Annotated in this window: 18 protein-coding genes and 1 pseudogene; 16 read left to right on the plus strand and 3 right to left on the minus strand. The window is 63.6% G+C overall.

Annotated elements, in window-relative coordinates; all coding sequences use genetic code 11:
* From DN387_RS12720 to DN387_RS12755, 8 genes and pseudogenes are all read left to right on the plus strand, one after another.
* A pseudogene (locus tag DN387_RS12720) lies at positions 1 to 541 on the plus strand (type VI secretion system tip protein VgrG); the annotation flags it as partial.
* The gene (locus DN387_RS12725; RefSeq protein ID WP_082405804.1) at positions 538 to 5,301 is read left to right on the plus strand and encodes an RHS repeat-associated core domain-containing protein; all 4,764 of its coding nucleotides are present in this window, start codon (positions 538 to 540) and stop codon (positions 5,299 to 5,301) included. The pseudogene DN387_RS12720 and the gene DN387_RS12725, both read left to right, overlap by 4 nt.
* A 64-nt stretch (positions 5,302 to 5,365) precedes the next feature.
* Positions 5,366 to 5,608, plus strand: coding sequence for a hypothetical protein (locus DN387_RS12730; protein ID WP_156326265.1), 243 nt, complete (start codon positions 5,366 to 5,368; stop codon positions 5,606 to 5,608).
* Positions 5,609 to 5,832: 224 nt separating this feature from the next.
* On the plus strand, positions 5,833 to 6,117 hold the full coding sequence (locus tag DN387_RS12735) for a hypothetical protein (RefSeq protein ID WP_156326264.1): 285 nt from the start codon (positions 5,833 to 5,835) through the stop codon (positions 6,115 to 6,117).
* Between the two features lie 711 nt (positions 6,118 to 6,828).
* A complete protein-coding gene (locus tag DN387_RS12740; protein ID WP_054916688.1) occupies positions 6,829 to 7,602 on the plus strand; it encodes an alpha/beta fold hydrolase in 774 nt (257 codons plus the stop codon).
* A 64-nt stretch (positions 7,603 to 7,666) separates the two neighbouring features.
* Entirely contained in the window at positions 7,667 to 8,167 is a 501-nt protein-coding gene (locus DN387_RS12745; protein WP_054916687.1) for a DUF2199 domain-containing protein, read from the plus strand.
* Between the two features lie 165 nt (positions 8,168 to 8,332).
* Positions 8,333 to 10,369 (plus strand): NADPH-dependent 2,4-dienoyl-CoA reductase, encoded by a 2,037-nt coding sequence (locus DN387_RS12750; RefSeq protein ID WP_054916686.1) that lies wholly within the window; start codon positions 8,333 to 8,335, stop codon positions 10,367 to 10,369.
* 57 nt (positions 10,370 to 10,426) lie between these two features.
* A complete protein-coding gene (locus tag DN387_RS12755; RefSeq protein WP_054916685.1) occupies positions 10,427 to 11,323 on the plus strand; it encodes a 1-aminocyclopropane-1-carboxylate deaminase/D-cysteine desulfhydrase in 897 nt (298 codons plus the stop codon).
* On the opposite strand, the gene cybB is transcribed toward DN387_RS12755, so the two are convergent.
* The 3 genes from cybB to DN387_RS12770 all read right to left on the minus strand — a co-directional run bounded on the left by cybB (position 11,324) and on the right by DN387_RS12770 (position 13,933).
* Positions 11,324 to 11,875, minus strand: coding sequence for a cytochrome b561 (cybB, locus tag DN387_RS12760; RefSeq protein ID WP_054916684.1), 552 nt, complete (start codon positions 11,873 to 11,875; stop codon positions 11,324 to 11,326).
* Between the two features lie 113 nt (positions 11,876 to 11,988).
* Positions 11,989 to 12,852 carry a hypothetical protein gene (locus DN387_RS12765; protein ID WP_054916683.1) on the minus strand — a complete coding sequence of 288 codons (864 nt, stop codon included), beginning with the start codon at positions 12,850 to 12,852 and terminating at the stop codon, positions 11,989 to 11,991.
* 136 nt (positions 12,853 to 12,988) lie between these two features.
* Positions 12,989 to 13,933: a DUF1853 family protein gene (locus tag DN387_RS12770; protein ID WP_054916691.1), complete on the minus strand. Its 945-nt coding sequence runs from the start codon at positions 13,931 to 13,933 to the stop codon at positions 12,989 to 12,991.
* A 134-nt stretch (positions 13,934 to 14,067) separates the two neighbouring features.
* Between DN387_RS12770 and DN387_RS12775 the strand changes: the two genes are divergently transcribed.
* From DN387_RS12775 to DN387_RS12810, 8 genes are all read left to right on the plus strand, one after another.
* Positions 14,068 to 14,958 carry an NAD(+) kinase gene (locus DN387_RS12775; RefSeq protein ID WP_043864641.1) on the plus strand — a complete coding sequence of 297 codons (891 nt, stop codon included), beginning with the start codon at positions 14,068 to 14,070 and terminating at the stop codon, positions 14,956 to 14,958.
* A complete protein-coding gene (locus tag DN387_RS12780; RefSeq protein ID WP_173925093.1) occupies positions 14,955 to 15,929 on the plus strand; it encodes a metallophosphoesterase in 975 nt (324 codons plus the stop codon). The genes DN387_RS12775 and DN387_RS12780 overlap by 4 nt, the downstream gene beginning before the upstream one ends.
* The gene (locus tag DN387_RS12785) at positions 15,926 to 16,798 is read left to right on the plus strand and encodes a rhomboid family intramembrane serine protease (RefSeq protein WP_054916682.1); all 873 of its coding nucleotides are present in this window, start codon (positions 15,926 to 15,928) and stop codon (positions 16,796 to 16,798) included. The genes DN387_RS12780 and DN387_RS12785 overlap by 4 nt, the downstream gene beginning before the upstream one ends.
* Positions 16,799 to 16,812: 14 nt before the next feature.
* Positions 16,813 to 17,073 (plus strand): YeaC family protein, encoded by a 261-nt coding sequence (locus tag DN387_RS12790; protein ID WP_054916681.1) that lies wholly within the window; start codon positions 16,813 to 16,815, stop codon positions 17,071 to 17,073.
* A complete protein-coding gene (locus tag DN387_RS12795) occupies positions 17,070 to 17,900 on the plus strand; it encodes a DUF2797 domain-containing protein (protein WP_043864637.1) in 831 nt (276 codons plus the stop codon). The genes DN387_RS12790 and DN387_RS12795 overlap by 4 nt, the downstream gene beginning before the upstream one ends.
* 12 nt (positions 17,901 to 17,912) lie before the next feature.
* Complete coding sequence (gene pepN / locus DN387_RS12800; RefSeq protein ID WP_054916680.1) at positions 17,913 to 20,570, plus strand: aminopeptidase N; 2,658 nt, start codon at positions 17,913 to 17,915, stop codon at positions 20,568 to 20,570.
* A gap of 241 nt (positions 20,571 to 20,811) precedes the next feature.
* Positions 20,812 to 21,819: a YCF48-related protein gene (locus DN387_RS12805; RefSeq protein WP_229590342.1), complete on the plus strand. Its 1,008-nt coding sequence runs from the start codon at positions 20,812 to 20,814 to the stop codon at positions 21,817 to 21,819.
* A complete protein-coding gene (locus DN387_RS12810) occupies positions 21,816 to 24,212 on the plus strand; it encodes an RND family transporter (protein WP_043864634.1) in 2,397 nt (798 codons plus the stop codon). Before DN387_RS12805 ends, DN387_RS12810 begins: the two co-directional genes overlap by 4 nt.
* Positions 24,213 to 24,308 lie beyond the last annotated feature (96 nt).

Here is a 24,308-nt window from a genome sequence, read left to right on the forward strand (position 1 = left end):
CACGGTGTTCAAGGGCAGCCTCGATGGCAAGGGGTTCAATACCGTGTCGGGGGTTGCGCCGGGGCCGGCGTGGGTCAGGTTTGGTCTCGATACGGTCAACACCTGGAGCCTTGGCAGTTTTACCAAGGGCCTGCCCTGGCCGAGCCTGTCGGCCCTCGAAGAGGGCACGCCGTCGATGCTCGGTGCGATGCTCGACAAGCTCAAGCCTGATGTTGGCGGCAGCCTGATCGAAGAGGCCAAGCAACTCGCCGGCAAGGGCATGCATGCAGCAAAGACCGGCAGTGACTTGCTCAACACCGGCCAAAGCGCGCGCCAAGGCATGCAGCAGATGCGGGGCGCAATGCAGGGCGGCATGGGTGGGCTGGCACAGCGGGTCAGCGCTTCCAGTGCCGTCGGTTCTACGCTGCCTGCCGCCTCGGCGGCGCTGAGTGCGGCGGGCCTGGCCGGCCTGCCAAGGTTGCCAGTACCCAAGCTGGCTGAACTCAAGGCTCACAGCCTGAACACTGTTACCGATTTGCTGCCAGGTGAACTGATCTCATGACTGAACATACCTACGCTTGCGACGACCACTCCCGCGCCTCGCAGGTAGCCATCACCCCGCTTCGCGAAATCCAGATAGAGGACGTTGGTCGTGGCGCCGTGGTCTTCGATGCCTGGCTACGTGAGGTCAGTGCCAGTTTTGCCACCCTCGAGCGCATCAGCGGTGTCGCCGGCAGTGTGCCCATGGCAGGCAATATCATTGCCTTGGTCGACGCGCTGGGTGATGTTGTCGCGCTGGCGCGCAGCAACGTACCTGAGCCCTTTGATTGCGCGAGCTTCGGGCTCAACCTGATCGGTCTGGTGGCTTCCCCTGCGAGCATGACCGCAGCACGCATGGCCTTGCGCCCGATGCTGTTCATCGTGCGCCAGGAGGGCAAGCGGGCGCTGGGTGATGCGCTGATAGAGCTGATGGCGGGCCACTTGAATGCTGACATCGTCGGTAGCCTGGATGACTTCGTCGAGCAGTCCCAGGGCAATCTCAAGGAGGCGTTGGCCCAGGCAGCAATCCTGGGCGAACAGATCATTCTCGACATCGCCTCAGGCCTCGGTGCTTTGGTTGCCGGCACTGCTGTGGGTGTGGCCAGCCCGGTCTCGGCGCCAGCTGGAAGCCGGCTTGTCCACGACCCGACGGCGAGCATCGACAACTATCTCCGGGCAGCCTTTGATGCCTACAAGGCGGCCGGCAAAGGCATGACCAGTGCTGCTGTCAGCGTTGCACTGGGGGACGAGGGCAAAGCTGGCCTACTGGCGCAGATTGCGCGCCTGCGGGAACTGGCGCCACAGGTGCGTGCTGAAATCCTTGAACTTTCCGATCCCGGCTGCCCTTGCTCCATTGAAGGCCTGCGCATGAAGCTGGCCAGCAGCGTAGAGCAATGGCGCACGCGCAACCCCCAGGTTGTGGTGGCCAACGTCAAGACCGCAGCCATCAGCACGGCCCAGCACCAGGCTGCCGACGGTAAGGTCGAAACGCAGAAGATGCAGAGCCCGGCGAGCCTGGAGGCCAACCAGTGCAAGAATGGCGCGCCCACCAGCACGTGCAACCGCATCAACTTCGCCTCAGGTAGCGAGACGCTTCAGCACACCGACTTCAGCCTGCCGGGGCCGTTTCCGATCGTGTGGACGCGTACCTATCATTCGCGCCTCGATGCCCTCGACAGCGCCAGCCTGGGCGCACGCTGGATCACCGAATTCACCACGTGCATCGATGTGCTGGATGACGGCGTGCTGTTCCACGACGTGGATGGCCGCAGTTATGCCTACCCGCTGCCCAAGATCGGTATGTCGCACTATGACCCGGTGGAGTACAACGCCCTGGTACGCACCACCGACAGTCAGCTGATTCTCATGCGCGGGCTGGGGCGCAAGGAAACCTATGAGCGGGCAGGGGGGCGCTTCCTCCTCACGCATATCGTGCTGCGCAGTGGCGCAGGAGCCATGCTGCATTACGAGCACCGTCATCAGGGGCGTCCGGTACTCTCGGACATCAACACCTACCAGGAGAATGACCCTGCCAAGGTACACCTGCAACTCGGCACCGTGCTTGACGGGCATGGCCGTATCCAGGGGCTCTGGCAGGTGGTCGATGGCAAGCCGCTGCGCCAGCTCTGCGCTTATCACCACGATCGGCTTGGCGACCTGGTAAGCGCCCAGGACGAGCATGGCGCTGCCTGGCAGTACGCGTACCAGCACCACCTGATCACGCGCTATACCGACCGTACCGGTCGTGGTCTCAACTTGCGCTGGGACGGCAGCGGCCCTCGCGCCAGGGCCGTGCACGAATGGGCAGACGACGGCAGCTTCGAGACTCGTCTCACCTGGGATGAACACATTCGTCTGACAACGGTGACTGACGCATATGGCCAGCAGACCCGTCACTATTACGATGCGCAGGGCTACACCTATCGTATCGAGTACCCGGATGGGCGCTCGGAGTGGCTGTTTCGCGACCAGCGCAAGAACCTGATTCGCCACCTTCATGCCGACGGCAGCCAGGATCGTTTTGCCTACGACGAGCGAAGCAACCGGCTGCAACACATTCGTGCCGACCATAGCGTGGTGCATTACGCGTACAGCGACGATGATCAGCTGATCAAGGTTCGGGATGCTGAAGGTGGGCTGTGGCGACGGGACTACGACGAGCGCGGCAACCTGGTAGAGACGGTCGACCCGCTGGGCAACAAGACCGAGTTTGCCTACACCGCCACAGGCCAGGTCAAGGCAATCAAGGATGCTCACGGCAACGAGAAGAAACTCGGGTACAACGAGGCCGGGCAGATGCTCGAATACACCGACTGTTCGGGCAAGACCAGCCAGTGGCACTACAACGAATTCGGGCAACTGGTGGAAACCGCCAATGCGGCGGGCGACAAGACGCAGTACGAATACAAGGCGGGGCAGTTGGCCAAGGTGATTCATCCAGACAAAACCGAAGAGCGCTTCGAGCGTGACGCCGAAGGGCGCTTGCTCGCGCACCTGGATGCGCTGGATCGCTGTACTACCTGGTCCTATACGGCTGCCGGTCTGTTGGCTGAACGGGTGGATGCGAAGGAGCACACGTTGCGCTACCAGTGGGACAGGCTGGGGCGGTTGCTCAGCCTGGAGAACCAGAACGAGCAGTGCGCGTTTTACCAGTACGATGCCATGGGACGTCGAGTGGCAGAAACCGGCTTCGATGGTGTGACCGTCCGTTATCGGTACGACCCCTGCACTGGGCGCCTGGCGAGCAGCCAGGTGGGGCAGCGCCGCATCGATTTGCACCACGACCGCATGGGCCGGTTGATCGAGCGCACAGCGCACCTTGGCGATCAGCGCCAAACAGAGCGCTTTGCCTACGACGGCAATGGCAAGGTGCTGCAGGCGATCAACGACTCCAGCACACTGCAATGGTTCTATGACGACGCGGGCAACCTGACCCGTGAGCACCAGCATTACCTGGCAACGGGTACGCCGATGGTAGCGGTGTGGCTGCACGAGTACGACGCACTCAACCAGCGAATCGCCACCACGCGCCCGGATGGCCACAAGGTCAGCTGGCTGACTTACGGCAGCGGCCATCTCCTGGGCATGCGACTTGACCAGCACGAAATACTGGCTTATGAGCGCGACGATCTGCATCGCGAAGTCGCCCGCCATCAGGGCAACAAACTGACGCAAACGCAGGTATGGGACGCGCTAGGGCGTCCGCAAGAACAGTTGCTCACCAGTCATGACGGCCAATCCATTCTGTGCAAGCGCGAGTATCAATACGACCCGACCGGTCAACTGACAGACATCCTCGATACCCGTCGTGGTCACCTGGCCTACCAGTACGATCCGCTAGGCCGCCTGCTGCAGGCCAACAGCCGCCTGGGTGAAGAAACCTTTGCCTTCGACCCGGCCGGCAACCTGACGGACAAGGCGCGGCAACTGCATCGCCCGCTGGATAACGATGCCAGCTCCCACAAGGTGATGGACAACGTGCTGCGCGAATACGCGGGCAGCCGCTACACGTATGACGAGCGCGGTAACCTTGTGCAACGCTTGCACAACGGTGTGCCTGCCCACTTCAGCTGGGACTTGTTCAATCGCCTGGTGCGCTACAGCGACGACAGGCTCAGTGTGGAATACAGCTATGACGCCCTTGGTCGGCGGTTGCACAAGCATGCCGTCGCCCATTACAAGGACAAGCCCGAGGCCGGCACCGGCTGGAATGCAATGCAGCGCAGCAAGCGTCAGCGTGAGCTGCACTGCGGTTTCACGCTGTACGGATGGGACGGCGAAACCCTGGCCTGGGAAAGCGCATTGCCCCTCGACGAGGGCGACACAGGCCGTACCGTTCACTACCTCTACGAACCGGGCCGCTTCGTGCCTGTGGCTCAAGCGTTGCACAAGCGCTCGATACGCCTGCTCAGGCAACCCGACTGGCAGGGCCGTCATTACGACATCGACCAGGACCCACTCTGGCAGGCACTGCCCACTGCGCCAGCGTTCGACGTCATTGCCTGGTACCACTGCGACCACCTGGGCACGCCAATGGAAATCACCGACCACAACGGCAATGTTGCCTGGACGGGGCAGTACAAGGTGTGGGGTGAGGTTCGTGAAGAGCGCTCGTCGTGGGCCGCGCAGCATGGCGTGGGCAATCCGATTCGTTTTCAGGGGCAATACCACGACCCTGAAACGGGGCTGCATTACAACCGATTCCGTTACTACGAACCCCGCATGGCGCGCTATGTGTCGAGAGACCCGATCGGGATGCTGGGTGGGTTGAACGTGTACAGCTATGTGAGTAACACGCCTGTTATGCGGGCTGACCCGTTGGGGCTGTTCGACCTGAACATGCCAGGCGTCGCGGAGCGCGCTTCACTGGGAAGTTGGATGTTGCAGAATGGTGCGACACCGGATGAGGTTTCCCGGGCGATGGCGCCGCCGCCGGCCAAACCTATTATGACGGGGGAGTGTAGGGCTTCTGCAGCATTGACAGCAGGAACCGGCGGAGCAATAAGTGTGAGTGCGAACGAAAGAACAGGTTTGGCGGGTCTGGCCTCTGTGCCCATGATGAGTGCCGGCGCTCGTGCAACTGCTAGCTGTGGATTTAAATTTAGCGACCCAAATTCAAAGTCTTTACCGGCAGCAGCAGGAGTTGGTGTGACTTTAGGTATTTTGCAAGTAGACGTCACGCAGACGTCTACTTGGCCAGAGTTCTATATCGGTCTTGGCGGTGGGTTCGGTCCTGAAATCGAACTTCCTGCAAGCCCCAATGTTTCAATCCCATTGTTCTAGGTGATTTATGTGCGGAACTATCCAGTTTTTTCGGATTTTTTTGTTTGTTTTTTGTGGTCTGTCCATGGCGGCTGCGGTGATTTACGCAAACCAATTCTGCAAGAAAAAAGGCATCAATATGAATACTTTTTCTGGCATGTTTGAAATGTGGGCGATGGTTTTCAAGTTTGAGCATAAAAAGCTGTCATTCATCATGCTGACTGCAACCTATGGCGGGGCACTCATGATTGTCGCTATTTTTGTACTGACCCTTTGGGGGCAGAGTAAGGGTTGTGTCTTTCCGATCAATGACAGGGCGATGCGTTAAGCAAAGGACTTCATACATGGCAATGAGGGCATCAGGGGTACCGAGTCGAAGGCGCAACGCATTAAACTGCTGCCGACAACCGCCACCGCAACACAAATAAGTGACCCTCAAACGAAAACATTCACTTACCAGGGCTGCCAGTACGTCGAAGTTGCCGGGGCGCACCTCTATTTTCCACTGTAATTATTCCACTGAAAGATTGAGGGCGTATTGTGTGCTTTTGGATGGCTTTATTGATTGAAATAATTTTCTGGTTTTTGTTTGGGGTGGTTTTTTTAGCGGTTTTTTATGCAAATGCATACTGCAAGCGTAATGGCATAAATATGAATACCTTTGCAGGACTTTTTGAGATGTATAGGCATGTTTTTTCATTTAAAAATAAGATGCTTTCGTGGGTGGTTCTTACAACTGTTTACGGCGGAGCGGCCGCAGGAGTCGGGTTGGCTTCTTTGGTGTTTTACGCGCGATCTCAGGGGTGTGCGCTTGATGTAGTGGTTAATTTAGGGTGAGTGAAAGGAGAAACAAGAGCTGAAGTATGGCTCGGCAAGTTTTTACTGGTGCGTGTTTGGCGCCGAAGAAGTGTATTTTAATTCGCAACTGTGATGTCTTGAATTTTTACAGGAAATTTGTATTTTGCTTGGTGTTTATTGTTTTATTGGGGCGGTCGAAAGGCTGTGTTTTGTAGTTGATGGGCGGTTTGGTGGGGTGGGCCATATTTCAGTGCTGCCATGCGGTGATGTAGCTCAGTTCGCTTTGTGGTCAGCGTTCTATCTTTAGTCTTGTGCCATCAGCGTGGTCAGAATAAATTCATGTGCGATACGATCCAGTTTTTCCGTATTTTTCTGTTTTTTGTGGGATGGTTGTTTTTGACGGTTTCGGTGATATACGCAAATCGCTGCAGCAAGAAAAAGGGTATCAATATGAACACTTTTTCGGGCATGCTTGAAGTGTGGGGTATGGTTTTCAGATTCGAAAATAAAAAGCTTTCAATCATGTTGCTGACATCAGCCTATGGAGGTGCGGTACTGGCAATCGTCATCCTCATACTAACGCATTGGGGCCAAAGCCAGGGTTGTGTCTTTCCGATCAATGACAGGACGATGCGTTAAGCAAAGGACTTCATACATGGCAATGAGGGCATCAGGGGTACCGCGTCGAAGGCGCAACGCATTAAACTGCCGCCGACAATTGCCACCGCGACACAAACAAGGGACCCTCAAATGACGACATTCACTCACCAGGACGGCCAGTACGTCGAAGTTGCCGGGGCACGCCTCTATTGTGAACAGCAAGGCAATCCACAGGGCCCGGCACTGGTTTTTCTGCACGGTGGCTTTGGCGATATCGAAACCTTCAATGCCATCACGCCGGCCCTGGCCGAACATTATCGTCTGATCGGCATCGACAGCCGCGGCCAGGGCAAATCGACCCTGGGGCACCTGCCGCTGACCTACCAGCGCTTGCAACTGGATGTGGAGGCGGTTGCCCGGCAGTTGGGGCTTGAGCGCTTCAGCCTCGTCGGCCACAGCGATGGCGGCATTGCAGCGCTGCGCATCGCGGCTGCCGGGAGCGCTGGCATCGACAAACTGGTGACGATCGGTGCCCACTGGCAACTGAAAGCGGATGATCCCGTGCGCGGCATGTACAGCCGCGTGACCGGCGCGCGCTGGCGTGAGCTGTTCCCGCACAGCTACGAGCGCTACCTGCAGTTGAACCCCGAACCCGATTTCGACCGCCTGGCCGTGGCGTTGCGCGAGCTGTGGCTGGATTCAGGCGAGCAAGGCTACCCGAATGAAACGGTGTGCGGCATCACCGCCGATTTGCTGGTGATTCATGGCGATCAAGACCGCCTGGTAACGCGGGCCAACGCCTGCGAGCTGGCCGATCGGGTGGCGAATGCGCAACTGCTGAACATCCCGTTTACCGGGCATTCGCCGCACGAGGATCACCCCCAGTGGGTAATGCCTGCGCTCAAGGCACTGCTGGGCCTGTAACATGACGCTGCCGTTTGCGCGCCGCGCGGCTTGATCCGGCCTTAAGTGTCAAGGAGCACCCACCATGCGAGGCTTCCATTGCGCCACCTGTGGCGAGTATCACGACGAGTTGCCCACCACCTTCGGCGCGCCAGCCCCTGCCGCCTGGTATGACCTGCCGCAGGCAGAGCGCGAGCAGCGTGCGCCACTGTCCAGCGATCAGTGCATCATCGATGACACCCACCACTTCGTGCTCGGACGCCTGGAAATCCCGATCATCGGCTCACCCGAGCCGTTCGTGTGGCTGACCTGGGTGACGGTCAGCGAGGCGGATTTCTACCGCACCAGCGAACTGTGGGAAACCCCAGGTCGCGAGCGCGAACCACCGTATGCGGCACGTGTGCAAAGCGAGTTCCCCTATGAGGTTTCGACCCTCAACCTCAAGGCTACGCTGCAGACCCAGGCCCTGGGCGACCGCCCGCTGGTGTTCGTGGACGCGGGCGATCACCCGCTCGCCCTGCAGCAAAACACCGGCATCACCCACGATCAGGCTCGGCAACTGGCCGAACGCTGCCTGCATCAGTGAACAGGTCAGCGCCTCACGCACTGTCAGTTACGGTCATTAACTTGTAACTTTCGGTCATTGAGCCTCACTTCCAGGCGCATTACTGTCCCTCACAGATAACCGACGGGCCCCGCTGCACGCAGCGAGGCGCCCGCATTCCGTGATCAGTTCGCTGTGGAGTTCACCATGACCGCCGCTCAATACCCGCACCTGCTTGCCCCGCTGGACCTGGGCTTCACCACCCTGCGCAACCGCACCCTGATGGGCTCGATGCACACCGGCCTGGAGGAGAAACCCGGCGGTTTCGAGCGCATGGCGGCATACTTTGCCGAGCGCGCCCGTGGTGGCGTCGGCCTGATGGTCACCGGCGGCATCGGGCCCAACGAAGAGGGCGGGGTATACTCCGGCGCGGCCAAGCTGACAACGGCCGAAGAAGCGCAGAAGCACCGTATCGTTACCCAGGCGGTGCACGAGGCCGGCGGCAAGATCTGCATGCAGATCCTCCACGCCGGGCGCTACGCCTACAGCCCCAAGCAGGTGGCCCCCAGCGCGATCCAGGCGCCGATCAACCCGTTCAAGCCCCGCGAGCTGGACGAAGAGGGCATCGAGAAGCAGATCCAGGACTTCGTCACCTGCGCCACGCTGGCCCAGAGCGCCGAGTACGACGGCGTCGAGATCATGGGGTCCGAAGGCTACTTCATCAACCAGTTCCTGGCCGCCCACACCAACCATCGCACCGACCGCTGGGGGGGCAGCTACGAGAACCGCATGCGCCTGGCCGTGGAGATCGTGCGCCGGGTGCGAGAAGCGGTCGGCCCGAACTTCATCATCATCTTCCGCCTGTCGATGCTCGACCTGGTGGAAGGCGGCAGCAACTGGCAGGAGATCGTGCAGCTGGCCCAGGCCATCGAGCAGGCCGGCGCCACGCTGATCAACACCGGCATCGGTTGGCACGAGGCGCGTATCCCGACCATCGCCACCAAGGTGCCGCGTGCTGCGTTCAGCAAGGTCACCGCCAAGTTGCGCGGCGCGGTGCAGATCCCGCTGATCACCACCAACCGCATCAACACCCCGGAAGTCGCCGAGCAGATCCTTGCCGAAGGCGACGCCGACATGGTGTCGATGGCACGCCCGTTCCTGGCCGACCCGGACTTCGTCAACAAGGCCGCCGCCGGGCGCGGCGACGAGATCAACACCTGCATCGGCTGCAACCAGGCCTGCCTTGACCACACCTTCGGCGGCAAGCTGACCAGTTGCCTGGTCAACCCGCGGGCCTGCCATGAAACCGAACTCAACTACCTGCCGGTGGCCCAGCCCAAGCGCATTGCCGTGGTCGGCGCCGGCCCGGCCGGCCTGGCCGCCGCTACCGTGGCCGCCGAGCGTGGCCACCAGGTGACCCTGTTCGACTCGGCCAGCGAGATCGGCGGGCAGTTCAACGTGGCCAAGCGCGTGCCGGGCAAGGAGGAGTTCTTCGAGACCCTGCGCTACTTCAAGCGCAAGCTGCAGACCACCGGCGTGGAGCTGTGTCTGAACACCCGCGTCAATGTCGAGCAACTGGTGGAGGGCGGCTACGACGAGATCATCCTTGCGACCGGCATCGCGCCTCGCCTGCCGGCCATCGACGGTATCGATCACGCCAAGGTGCTGAGCTACCTGGACGTGCTGCTGGCGCGCAAGCCGGTGGGGCAGAAGGTCGCGGTGATCGGTGCCGGCGGCATCGGCTTCGATGTGTCGGAGTTCCTGGTGCACCAGGGCGTTGCCACCAGCCAGGACCGCGAGGCGTTCTGGAGGGAGTGGGGCATCGACACCCGGCTCGAAGCGCGCGGCGGCGTGGCGGGCATCCAGGCCGAGCCCCATGCTCCGGCGCGCCAGGTGTACCTGTTGCAGCGCAAGAAGACCAAGGTTGGCGACGGGCTGGGCAAGACCACCGGCTGGATCCACCGCACAGGCCTGAAGAACAAGCGGGTGCAGATGCTCAACAGCGTCGACTACCTGAAGATCGACGACGCCGGCCTGCATATCCGTATCGCCGAAGGCGAGCCGCAGGTACTGGCGGTGGACAACGTGGTGATCTGCGCCGGCCAGGACCCGCTGCGCGAGCTGCAGGATGGCCTGCTGGCCGCCGGGCAGTCGGTACACCTGATCGGCGGCGCGGACGTCGCCGCCGAGCTGGACGCCAAGCGCGCGATCAACCAGGGTTCACGCCTGGCGGCCGAGCTGTAAAGCTGTGGCGGGGGTGCGCTGGTAGACTGCGCGCTCCCGTTCTGCCGAGCCTGTTCGATGTCTGCCGCTTTCGATGACCTGCCACTGGCACCCCTGCAACCGCTGGCCCTAGGCTGGCTGGCGCGCGCCGGGGTCGAGGTGGCAGTGCTGCGTCTGGACCTTATCGACCCGCTGATCAGCGGCAACAAATGGTTCAAGCTGCAGGGGCACCTGCGCCTTGCCCATGCCCGTGGTGCCCCGGGGGTGATCAGCCTGGGCGGCGCCTATTCCAACCACCTGCATGCCCTGGCGGCGGCCGGCAAGCGCTTCGGCTTTGCCACGGCCGGGCTGTTGCGTGGGCACCCGCACAGCAACCCCACTGTGCACGACTTGCAAGCACTGGGCATGCACCTGCACTGGCTGGGGTACGCCGGATACAGGGCGCGGCATCAGGCGGATTTCTGGCAGCCCTGGCAAGCCCTCTACCCGGCATGGCATTGCGTGCCCGAAGGCGGCGCGGGGCCACTGGGCACCGAAGGCTGCGCACAGATCGTGACCCAGGCGCGGGCGCAGCTGGCGGCCGTGGGCTGGGCCGATTACGACGCCTGGTGGCTGGCGGTGGGCAGCGGTACCACGCTGGTGGGGCTGGCCCAGGCCGAAGCGGGCGCCCACCCGGTGCACGGCGCGCTGGCCGTGCCGCCGGGGCATGGGGTGGAAGGCGAGGTCGAGGTGCTGGCGCCGGGCACTTACCGCCTGCACGACGCCAGCCGGGGCGGCTTTGCCAAGGTCGACCCGGCCTTGCTGGCATTCATCCAGGCCAGCGAGGCCGAATCGGGCTTGCCACTGGAACCGCTGTACACCGGCAAGGCGTTGTTGGCCCTGCAGGAGCGTGTGCTGGCTGGCGCGTTCGTGGCCGGCACGCGGCTGATCTTCGTTCACACCGGCGGCTTGCAGGGCCGCCGCGGGTTCGCCTAGTCAGTCACCTTTTTGCGGCAGCATGCGCAGCAGGGTGTTATCGCGGACCACGTAGTGATGGTAGAGGCCGGCCAGTGCGTGCAGGCCGATCAGCCAGTAGCCCAGTGCGCCGAACCACTCGTGCCAGCCCTTGACGAACTTGGCCAGGTCGGTGTCCGGTGCTACCAGGGCGGGCAACTCCAGGCCGAAGAACGGGATCGGCTTGCCGGCCGCGCTGAGGATCACCCAGCCGGCCAGCGGCAGGCCGATCATCAGGGCGTATAGCGCCCAGTGCATCAGGTGCGCCAGACCCGTCTGCCAGGCCGGCGGCTTGGGTTCGATGCGCGGGGTGGGGTGGGTGACCTTCAGTACCAGGCGCAGCCATACCAGCACGAACACGCTCAGGCCGAGCATGAAGTGCAGGCTTTTCATCAGGTCGCGCTCGGCGCTGTCCTTGGGGAAGATGCCGCGCAGTTCGATGCAGGCGTATACCACCGCCAGCAGAATCAGCATCAGCCAGTGCAGGGCGATCGACAGGCTGCCGTAGCGTGCCTGCGTATTGGTCAGGGTCATGGTGGTTCCTCATATCGGTCAATCAGGTCAATGGCCGCGCTCTTGATGGCGCTGTGCGGATAACTCTAATCGCTTGCGCGTGCCCTGCACCTGCGCTGGGGCAAAAAAGTGTGCTAGCGGGCCTTCAGACCCTTGCCGAGCAGGTAGTCGACCAGTTGCGGGTCCTCGATACGGATGGCCAGGTCCATCAGGTCGCTCCTGTCGTCGGCCAGGCAGTAGGGTTTGTGCGGGTCGCAGTAGGTGCCGGTGCTGCTCATGCCGCGCTCGAGCAGCACGCTGAGGATGTCGTAGCTCACGTGCGGGGCGTCGGGCCCGTCGCGACCCTGGCGCGAAAGCTCGACCAGGATCGCTTCCATGGTTTCGCTGCCGGCCTCGGGCAGTGGCAGATGGCGGGCGACGACCCGGCGTGTGGCGCTGTGCTCGGTCAGCACTGCGGCGTCGAAGGCGTCCATGTTGCTGTCGTTGCGCGTGAAGTAGGAGGTGTCGGCGCCGGCCTTGACCAGGGCGTCGATCAGCGAGGCATCGGCGCCCTGGGCGATGGCCAGCAGCAGCGGGCGTGGGTTGTGGTAGTCGCCGGCTTCCACCGGCGCGCCCTGGGCCAGCAGCCATTCGATGGTGGCAGTGGGGTGGTTGTGCTTGATGGCCGTGGACAGCAGCGATTCGGGGTAGTCGCCGAGCCCGACCATGGCCGGTAGCGCGGCACGCAGGTGTTGCAGCATGGCCAGCGAGGCGTTGTTTTCGAGTGCGAGGTGAAAGGCCGTGGTGTTGCGGGTGACCACACCGGGTGGATACTCGCCGGGTTGGCTGCGCGGGGCCAGCCACGTGTCCAGGTCGGTGGGCGTCGCCTGGCGCCAGAAGCTGTCGCTCAGCAGGGCGAGGTCGTTGTCCTGGTCCAGACCTGGGGCAGGCGCTGCGCTGGCACTTGCGGGCCAGACCAGGGTGACGGCGAGCGCCAGGGCGAGAAGATTGCCGGGCACGGGTGGGTTCCTTGTGCGGGTGCTGGGTGAGGGGGGGCGAGGTTAGCAGAATGTTGTCAGCGCTGGCCCCTTCGCCGGCAAGGCCGGCTCCCACGGGGGTGTACGTTCATGTGGGGGCCGGTCCAGCCAGTGCATGCTAACCCGCCAGGTTCGGCCAGGCATCGGCCACCAGAAACAAGCGTTGAGCCTCTACCCAATCCCCGCTATCCCCAGGCACCAGCCGCACCAGCAACTGCGCGGGGGCCATCGGGTCCAGCGCTTGCAGCCAGGCCTGGAACTGTTCCGTGCCCCAGGCCTGTTCCTGCGTGTACCGCGCCGGCGCCAGCCATGCCTGGCGCGGCAACGGCTGCCAGCGCCCGGGGTCGACCTGCGCCGCAAACCGGGCCCAGTCGCGCTGATGCAGCCAGCGCCCGCGCAAGTGTTGCGGGTGCGCACCCGCTGGAGGCTGCGCCGTCCCCGGCCATGGATACAGCAGATACCCGCCCAGCCAAAGCTGAGCCGTGAAGCTGTCTATGTGCAGCGCCGCCAGTGCCTCGCGCCCCTCGGGCCGCGCCGAAATCGGCAGTTGATGGTCGTTCAGGTGCGCCAGCTTGCGGTCCAGCCGGTCATGGCAGCCCGGCCCAAGCCACTGCGCCGGGTTACGCCCGTCACCGTGCTGCGGGCCCAGGTACAGCTTGATGGCCAGCTCCAGGTGATGCACCCCGTCGCGGTCACGCAGCAGGATGTCCAGCTCGCCCAGGGTGTGCCCGCCGTCGCGGATCGGCAGGTTGGCCGCCAGCAGCTCCACCCCCGGAGCATGGCGCAACGCGAACTGCCACAGCCGCTCGTAATACAACCCCAGGCGCCGGCTGGCGGCCTGTGCCAGCCAGGCCTGCAGGTCACGGCTGTCGTGGTCCAGCGCCAGCAGCCAGTCGCGCAGCAGCGCCGGTGCGGCCACCCAGTCGCTGCCGGCCAACGGGTGGCGTTGCGGCCAGGGCGTCACTGCGAGCATGGGGGGTGCAAGAATCACCCACGCCAGGTCCCGCACCGGGGGCTGGCGCAGGCGGTTGGGCAGGTCGCAAAGGTCGGTAAAGGGCATCATCCTGCGAGCATAGCCGCCCGCCCCGGCGCCTTGTGCAAAAAACTGCGGCGTTTGCCGCTGCCCGGCGCTTTCGCCCATAATCAACGCTTTGGCCAACCGGCCCATTCAACGCCGCAGTGCCCCGCAGGAGCCCCATGGAGCAATTTCGCAATATCGGTATCATCGGCCGCCTTGGCAGTTCGCAGGTGCTCGATACCATTCGCCGACTGAAAAAATTCCTGCTCGAGCGGCACCTGCACGTGATCCTCGAGGACACAATCGCCGACGTGCTGCCCGGCCACGGCCTGCAGACCTCTTCGCGCAAGCTGCTGGGCGAGGTGTGCGACATGGTCATCGTGGTCGGCGGCGACGGCAGCCTGCTCGGCGCCGCCCGCGCACTGGCGCGCCACAACATCCCGGTACTGGGCATCAACCGCGGCAGCCTGGGGTTTCTCACCGACATTCGCCCCGACGAGCTCGAGGTCAAGGTGGCCGAAGTGCTCGACGGCCACTACCTGGTGGAAAACCGCTTCCTGCTGCAGGCCGAAGTCCGCCGCCACGGCGAGGCCATCGGCCAGGGCGACGCGCTCAACGACGTGGTGCTGCACCCTGGCAAGTCCAACCGCATGATCGAGTTCGAGATCTACATCGACGGCCAGTTCGTGTGCAGCCAGAAGGCCGACGGCCTGATCGTCGCCACACCGACCGGCTCGACCGCCTACGCGCTGTCGGCCGGCGGACCGATCATGCACCCCAAGCTCGACGCCATCGTGATCGTGCCCATGTACCCGCACACGCTGTCGGGACGCCCGATCGTGGTCGATGGCAACAGCGAGCTGAAGATCGTGGTATCGCGTGACCTGCAGCTGTACCCGCAAGTCTCGTGCGATGGCCAGAACCATTTCACCTGTGCCCCCGGCGACACCATCACGGTGAACAAGAAGCCGCAGAAGCTGCGCCTGATCCACCCGCTGGACCACAACTACTACGAGGTCTGCCGGACCAAGCTCGGCTGGGGCAGCCGTCTGGGTGGTGGAGGCGACTGATGCTCGATCCCGCGCGCAGTTACGACCTGATCGGCGATGTCCACGGCTGTGCCCACACCCTGGAGCGTCTGCTCGACGCCATGGGGTACAAGCGTCAGGGCGGGGTGTGGCGGCATGCGCAGCGTCAGGCGATCTTCCTTGGCGACATCATCGACCGCGGCCCGCGCATTCGCGAGGCCCTGCACATCGTGCACGACATGGTCGAAGCCGGTCAGGCCCACTGCATCATGGGCAACCACGAATTCAGCGCACTGGGCTGGACCACGCCGGCGCTGCCGGGCAGCGGCAAGCAGTTCGTGCGCGAGCACAACCCGCGCCATGCGCGGCTGATCGAAGAGACACTGACCCAGTTCGCCGACCACCCCCACGACTGGCACGACTTTCTCGGCTGGTTCTACGAGCTGCCGCTGTTCATCGATGCCGGACGCTTTCGCGTGGTACATGCCTGCTGGGACGCGCGCCTGATCGAGCCGCTGCGCCAGCAGCATCCGGACGGGCGCATCGACGAGCATTTCGTGCAGGCCTCGGCCGTGGCCGGCAGCTTTGCCCACACCGTGTGCAACCGGCTGCTGCGCGGCACCGACATGCGCCTGCCCGACGGCCTCACCCTGACCGGCGGCGACGGCCTGACCCGCGCATTCTTTCGCACCAAGTTCTGGGAGGAAGACCCGCAGACCTACGGCGATATCGTGTTCCAGCCCGATGCGCTGCCGGCCGAAGTGGCCAATGCGCCGCTCAGTCGCAGCCAGAAGAACGCGCTGCTGCGCTACGGTGACGACGAGCCGCTGCTGTTCGTCGGCCATTACTGGCGCAGCGGCCGGCCCGCACCCATCCGCGCCAACCTGGCGTGCCTGGACTACAGTGCGGTGCTCTACGGGAAGCTGGTGGCCTATCGGCTGGATGATGAAACCCGCATCGACCCGCACAAGTTCGTATGGGTGGATGTCGAACGGCCGGAGGCCAGTCAATGAGTGCGGCAATGGTGATGCGCCTGCCCCTGAGCGTCGACCTCAGCGGCTTTGTCGAGCTGCTCAAGCGCCTGCAGGTGCCGCACCGGGTCTCGGAGGAGGGCGAGGAGCAGGTACTGTGGACCGCCGACTACCTGGTGGAAGATGTTCGCCAGCTGTACCAGCGCTTTCCGGAGGGCAATGCCGATGTGCAACTGCCGCCCCTGGCGCAGCCCCCGGCCTCACCGCGCCCGAGCCTGGCCGCGCAGGCGAAGGCCAGCAAGGCCACTGCAGCGGTGTTGCTGCTGTGCGTGGTGGTGGCGGCACTGACCGGCCTGGGCGACAACTTCGCCACCTTGAGCTGGCTGACCTTCCTGGATTTTCGCGTGCAGGGCGACTACCTGTATTTCACCCCGTTGCTGACCAGCCTCGATGCAGGCCAGTGGTGGCGCCTGTTCAGCCCGATGCTGGTGCACTTCGGCATCCTGCACCTGGCCATGAACGGCCTGTGGTACTGGGAGCTGGGGCGGCGCATCGAGCTGCGTCAGGGCACCCTGGCCTTGCTGTCGCTGACCCTGCTGTTCAGCCTGGTGTCGAACGTGGCGCAGTTCGTGTTCGGCGGGCCCAGCCTGTTCGGCGGCTTGTCCGGGGTGCTGTACGGCCTGCTCGGGCACATCTGGCTGTACCAGTGGCTGGCGCCGAACCCGGTGTATCGCATGCCGCGTGGCGTGCTGGTGATGATGCTGGTATGGCTGCTGCTGTGCCTGTCCGGGCTGATCACCCTGCTCGGCTTCGGCGCGATCGCCAACGCCGCCCACGTGGGTGGGCTGTTGGTCGGCTGCCTCAGCGGGCTCTTGGGCGGGGCACTGGCCCGGCGTAAACTGTCAGCTTGATTTTTGGAGACGCTATGTCCACTTTTGCGCAAATGATCGAAAACATCACCCCGGAGATCTACGCCAGCCTGAAACTGGCCGTGGAAATCGGCAAATGGTCCGATGGGCGCAAGCTCACCGCCGAGCAGAAGGAGCTGTCGTTGCAGGCCGTGATCGCCTGGGAGATGCAGAACCTGCCCGAAGACCAGCGTACCGGCTACATGGGCCCGCAGGAATGCGCCTCCAAGTCCGCGCCGGTGCCCAACATCCTGTTCAAGTCGGACGCGATCCATTGATCGAACTCGGCCGTGGTTCCATCAGCAAGATGACGGCGCGCCTCGAGCAGCCGGTCGTGCAATACGCGTTTCGCCTGGGCGACGTCGAAGTGCCGGTCAACCCCCTGCTGGGCAAGACCGTGCGTCTCGAATACCTGGGCGCGATCCACTGTACTCACTGCGGGCGCAAGACCAAGACCAGCTTCAGCCAGGGTTACTGCTACCCGTGCATGACCAGGCTGGCGCAATGCGACACCTGCATCATGAGCCCCGAGCGCTGCCACTACGAGCACGGCACCTGCCGTGACCCGGCCTGGGGCGAGCAGTTCTGCATGACCGACCACGTGGTGTACCTGGCCAACTCGTCGGGTATCAAGGTCGGCATCACCCGCGCCACCCAACTGCCCACGCGCTGGCTCGACCAGGGCGCCAGCCAGGCCCTGCCGATCGTGCGGGTGGCCACCCGGCAGCAGTCCGGGCTGGTCGAGGACCTGTTCCGCAGCCAGGTGGCCGACCGCACCAACTGGCGCGCACTGCTCAAAGGCAACGCCGAGGCGGTCGACCTGGTGGCCGTGCGCGAGCAGTTGTTCGACAGCTGCAGTGAAGGTTTCAAGGGCCTGCAGGACCGCTTCGGCCTGCAGGCGATCCAGCCGCTGACCGACGTCGAGCCGATTGAAATCAGCTACCCGGTAGAGGCGTACCCGAGCAAGATCGTGAGCTTCAACCTGGACAAGAACCCTGTCGCCGAAGGCACCCTGCTGGGGATCAAGGGCCAGTACCTGATTTTCGATACCGGCGTGATCAATATTCGCAAGTACACGGCCTACCAGCTGGCCGTGCATCAGTAAAAGGACCGCCACATGCGTACCGAACAGCCGCAAGTGATCTACCTCAAGGACTATCAGGCACCCGAGTACCTGATCGACGAGACGCACCTGACCTTCGAACTGTTCGAGGACCACAGCCTGGTCCACGCGCAGCTGGTCATGCGCCGCAACCCGGCGCGCGGTGCCGGCCTGCCGGCGCTGGTGCTCGACGGCCAGCAGCTGGAACTGCTCAGCGTGGCGCTGGACGACCAGCCGCTGGGCGCTGACGACTACCAGCTCGACGACAGCCACCTGACCCTGCAGCCCACTGCCGAGCGCTTCACCCTGGACACCAGCGTGAAGATCCACCCCGAGACCAACACCGCGCTCGAGGGCCTGTACAAGTCCGGCGGCATGTTCTGCACCCAGTGCGAGGCCGAGGGCTTTCGCAAGATCACCTACTACCTCGACCGCCCGGACGTGATGAGCACCTTCACCACCACGGTGATCGCCGAGCAGCATCGCTACCCGGTCCTGCTGTCCAACGGCAACCCCATCGGCAGCGGGCCGCAGCAGGACGGTCGGCACTGGGCCACCTGGGAAGACCCGTTCAAGAAACCGGCCTACCTGTTCGCACTGGTGGCCGGCGACCTGTGGTGCGTCGAAGACACCTTCACCCGCCAGTCGGGGCGCGACGTGACCCTGCGCATCTATGTCGAGCCGGAGAACATCGACAAGTGCCAGCACGCCATGGTCAGCCTGAAGAAGTCCATGCGCTGGGACGAAGAGGTGTATGGCCGCGAATACGACCTGGACATCTTCATGATCGTGGCGGTCAACGACTTCAACATGGGCGCCATGGAGAACAAGGGCCTCAACATCTTCAACTCCAGCTGCGTGCTGGCGCGTGCCGAGACCGCCACCGATGCCGCGCACCAGCGGGTCGAGGCGGTGGTGGCCCACGAGTACTTCCACAACTGGTCGGGCAACCGCGTGACCTGCCGCGACTGGTTCCAGCTGTCGCTCAAGGAAGGCTTCACGGTGTTCCGCGATTCCGAGTTCAGCGCCGACATGAACTCGCGCACGGTCAAGCGCATCGAGGACGTGGCCTACCTGCGTACCCACCAGTTCGCCGAAGACGCCGGCCCCATGGCCCACGCCGTGCGCCCGGACAGCTTCATCGAGATTTCCAACTTCTACACCCTGACCGTGTACGAGAAGGGCTCGGAAGTGGTGCGCATGGTGCACACGCTGCTGGGTGCCGAAGGCTTTCGCAAGGGCAGCGACCTGTACTTCGAACGCCATGATGGCCAGGCCGTGACCTGCGACGACTTCATCAAGGCCATGGAAGACGCCAACGGCGTCGACCTGACCCAGTTCAAGCGCTGGTACAGCCAGGCCGGCACGCCGCGCCTGAACGTCAGCGAGGCTTACGACGCCGCTGCCCAGACCTACAGCCTGACCTTCAGCCAGAGCTGCCCGGCAACCCCGGACAAGGTCGAGAAGCAGCCATTCGTGATCCCGGTCGAACTGGGCCTGCTCGATGCCCAGGGCAACGACATTGCCCTGCGCCTGCAAGGCGAAACGCAGGCGGGCGCGACCACGCGGGTGCTGTCGGTGACCGAGGCCGAGCAGACCTTCACCTTCGTCGACGTGGCCGCCAGGCCGTTGCCGTCGCTGCTGCGCGGCTTCAGTGCGCCGGTCAAGCTGAGCTTCCCGTACGACCGCGACCAACTCATGTTCCTGATGCAGCACGACAGCGATGGCTTCAATCGCTGGGAAGCCGGCCAGCAACTGTCGGTTCAGGTCTTGCAGGAACTGATCGCGCAGCATCAGCGCGGTGAAGCCCTGGTGCTCGATCAGCGCCTGGTCACTGCCCTGGGCAGCGTGCTGGCCAACGAGGCACTCGACCAGGCCATGGTCGCCGAAATGCTCTCGCTGCCGAGTGAGGCCTACCTCACCGAAATCAGCGAAGTGGCCGATGTGGACGCGATTCACGCGGCCCGCGACTTTGCCCGCCAGCAACTGGCCGAGCAACTGTTCGACGGGCTGTGGGCGCGCTACCAGGCCAACCGTGCGGTCTCGCGCGAAACCGCCTATGTGGCCGAGGCCGAGCACTTTGCCCGGCGCAGCCTGCAGAACATCGCGCTGTCGTACCTGATGCTCACGGGCCGGGCGCAGGTGCTGGAGGCGACGCTCGAGCAGTTCGAGGCGTGCGACAACATGACCGAACGCCTGACCGCACTGGCCGTGCTGGTCAATTCGCCGTTCCAGGACGAGCGCGCCAGGGCACTGCAAAGTTTTGCCGAGCACTTCAAGGACAACCCGCTGGTGATGGACCAGTGGTTCAGCGTGCAGGCGGGCAGCCCGTTGCCGGGCGGCCTGGCGCGAGTGCGGGCGTTGATGGAGCACCCGGCGTTCACCCTGAAGAACCCGAACAAGGTGCGCGCGTTGATCGGTGCGTTCGCCGGTCAGAACCTGGTCAACTTCCATGCGGCCGATGGCTCGGGTTATCGCTTCCTGGCGGACCTGGTGATCGAACTGAACGGCTTCAACCCGCAGATCGCCTCGCGCCAGCTGGCGCCGCTGACCCGCTGGCGCAAGTACGATGCCGCGCGCCAGGCGCTGATGAAGGCCGAGCTGGAGCGCATCCGCGGCTCGGGCGGGCTGTCCAGCGATGTGTTCGAGGTGGTGAGCAAGAGCCTGGCCTGAGGTTGAGGGCAGGTTGAACAGGGGGCTGGCCTTTTCGGGGCAGCCCCCTTTTTTATGATGAAGGTGCGGGCGGACAACGCGACATCCACGATCCAGAGGCCGCGCTTAACAAAACATAACGCGTTGTACGTTGTCATCCATTTCCAAAGCCTGCTAGCTTGAGGCCAGCATTCGCGGGGCTCTAGATTGCCGCTTCCAGCCCCGCCAGTAGCACCGAATAACAATAATGTGGGAGAGGACTATGAATGTATTCACGGCCAGCGTCTTGCTGAGCCTGGGCCTGGGGCTGTTCGCCGCAACCGCCGGGGCTGCCGATGACGGCCCGACACCGCAGACGGTGTATTCACAGACCTCGAACAAGGCCTCCCACAGCCTGCTGATCGACATCGCCAAGGCCGGGCCGCGCCTGGTGGCGGTGGGCGAACGCGGGCATATCCTCTTCTCCGACGACCAGGGCCAGAGCTGGACCCAGGCCCGCGTCCCCAGCCGCCAACTGCTCACTGCCGTGTACTTCGCCGATGCCAAGCACGGCTGGGCAGTGGGCCATGATGCGCAGATCCTCGCCAGTAGCGACGGCGGCGCCACCTGGAGCAAACAGTTCGAAGACCCGTCCCGCGAATCCCCGCTGCTGGATGTCTGGTTCCAGGACACCCGGCACGGGCTGGCCGTGGGGGCCTATGGCAGCCTGTTCGAAACCACCGACGGCGGCGCGCACTGGCAGGACGTCGCAGAGCGCCTCGACAACCCCGATCAGTACCACCTCAATGGCATCGCTGCCGTGAAGGACGCGGGCCTGTTCATCGTGGGCGAGCAGGGCAGCATGTTCCGCTCCCGCGATGCCGGGCAGACCTGGGAACACCTCGACGGCCCCTACGAGGGCTCGCTGTTCGGAGCCATCGGTACCGCCCGCGCCGATACCCTGCTGGTCTACGGCCTGCGCGGCAACCTGTACCGCTCCAGCGATTTCGGCAGCACCTGGCAGGCCATCGCGCTCCAGGGCGAGCGCGGTGCGCTCGAATTCGGCCTGGCAAGCGCTACGCTACTCGAAGACGGCAGCCTGGTGCTGGTGGGCAACGGCGGCAGCGTGTTGCGCAGCACCGATGACGGCCAGAGCTTCAGCGTGTTCAACCGGCCCGACCGTATCGCCCTTTCGGGCGTGAGCGGCCAGGCCGATGGGCAGCTGATCCTGGTCGGCCAGGGCGGGGCACGCCTGGCTACCGCCACCGGCGCCGCGAGGGCGCAACCATGAGCAGTCAGGAGTCGTTCAACATGCAGCACAACCAGGACAAGGCGAGCCTGCTCGAGCGCCTGATATTCAACAACCGCCCGGCGGTGATCGGCATCTGTGTGCTGGTGAGCCTGTTCCTGTTCTGGCAGGCCATGCTGATTCGCCCGTCCACCAGCTTCGAGAAGATGATTCCGCTGGAGCATCCGTTCATCCAGAACATGATCGAGCACCGCAACGACCTGGCCAACCTGGGCAACACCGTGCGGATCTCGGTGGAGGCCAAGGACGGTGACATCTTCAGCAAGGCGTACATGGAGACCCTGCGCCAGATCCACGACGAGGTGTTCTACATTCCTGGCGTCGATCGTTCGGCGCTCAAGTCGCTGTGGAGCCCCAGCGTGCGCTGGACCGAGGTGACCGAGGAGGGCTTCGCCGGTGGCGAGGTGATCCCGCAGACCTACGACGGTTCGCCCGACAGCCTGGAGCAACTGCGCAACAACGTGCTCAAGTCCGGTCAGGTCGGCCGGCTGGTGGCCAACAACTTCAAGTCGAGCATCGTCGATGTGCCGCTGCTCGAATCCTACCCCGACCCCAACGACCCGGGGCGCCAGATCAAGCTCGACTACCAGGCGTTCTCGCACCAGCTCGAAGACCTGATCCGCAACAAGTTCGAGGCGCAGAACCCCAACGTCAAGATCCACATCGTGGGGTTTGCCAAGAAGGTCGGCGACCTGATCGACGGCCTGATGATGGTGGTGATGTTCTTCGGCATCGCCCTGGTGATCACCTGGGTGCTGCTGTACTGGTTCACCTGGTGCATCCGCAGCACCATTGCCGTGCTCATCACCACCCTGGTGGCGGTGGTGTGGCAACTGGGGCTGATGCACGCGGTGGGCTTCGGGCTCGACCCGTATTCGATGCTGGTGCCGTTCCTGATCTTCGCCATCGGCATCTCCCACGGGGTGCAGAAGATCAACGGCATCGCCTTGCAGTCCAGCGAGGCCGAGAACGCGCTGACTGCGGCGCGGCGTACCTTCCGCCAGCTGTTCCTGCCGGGCATGATCGCCATCCTGGCCGATGCGGTGGGCTTCATCACCTTGCTGATCATCGACATCGGGGTCATCCGTGAACTGGCCATCGGTGCCTCGATCGGCGTGGCGGTGATCGTGTTCACCAACCTGATCCTGCTGCCGGTGGCGATCTCCTATGTGGGCATCAGCAAGAAAGCCATCGAACGCAGCAAGAAGGATGCGACCCGCGAGCATCCGTTCTGGCGCCTGCTGTCCAGCTTCGCCAGCCCCAAGGTGGCGCCGGTGTCGGTGCTGCTGGCGCTGGCGATGTTCGGTGGCGGCCTGTGGTACAGCCAGAACCTGAAGATCGGCGACCTCGACCAGGGTGCGCCGGAGCTGCGTCCGGATTCGCGCTACAACAAGGACAACGCTTTCATCATCGACAACTACTCCACCAGCTCCGACGTGCTGGTGGTGATGGTCAAGACCCCGACCGAAGGCTGCTCGGTGTACAAGACCATGGCGCCGGTCGACGAGCTGATGTGGAAGATGGAGAACACCCCCGGGGTGCAGTCGGCGATCTCGCTGGTGACCGTGTCCAAGCAGATGATCAAGGGCATGAACGAGGGCAACCTGAAATGGGAAAGCCTGTCGCGCAACCCGGACATCCTCAACACCTCGGTGTCGCGTGCCGAGGGCCTGTACAACGCCGACTGTTCGCTGGCGCCGGTGCTGGTGTTCCTCAACGACCACAAGGCCGAGACCCTCGACCGCGTGGTGGATGCGGTCAAGGCATTCGCTGCCGAGCATGACCAGGAGGGCCTGGAGTTCCTGCTGGCGGCGGGCAACGCAGGGATCGAGGCGGCCACCAACGAGGTGATCCGGTCGGCCGAGCTGACCATCCTGATCCTGGTGTACCTGTGCGTGGCGGTGATGTGCATGATCACCTTCCGCTCGTTTGCTGCCACCCTGTGCATCGTGCTGCCGCTGGTGCTGACCTCGGTGCTGGGCAACGCGCTGATGGCGTTCATGGGCATCGGCGTCAAGGTCGCGACCTTGCCGGTGGTGGCGCTGGGCGTGGGCATCGGCGTGGACTACGGGATCTACATCTACAGCCGCCTGGAGAGCTTCCTGCGCGCCGGCCTGCCGTTGCAGGAGGCCTACTACCAGACGCTGCGCTCCACCGGCAAGGCGGTGCTGTTCACCGGGTTGTGCCTGGCGATCGGGGTGTGCACCTGGATTTTCTCGGCCATCAAGTTCCAGGCCGACATGGGCCTGATGCTGACCTTCATGCTGCTGTGGAACATGTTCGGCGCGCTGTGGCTGTTGCCGGCGCTGGCACGCTTCCTGATCAAGCCGGAGAAGATGGCGGGCACCCAGAGCAAGTCGATTTTCGCGCACTGACACACTGCGTCGTTTTCATCGCGGGTCAAGCCCGCTCCCACAATGGCTACCGCGGTCCTTGTGGGAGCGGGCTTGACCCGCGATGCTTTTAAGGTT

Source organism: Pseudomonas sp. FBF18 (genome assembly GCF_024261405.1).
Lineage (GTDB): Bacteria > Pseudomonadota > Gammaproteobacteria > Pseudomonadales > Pseudomonadaceae > Aquipseudomonas > Aquipseudomonas palmensis.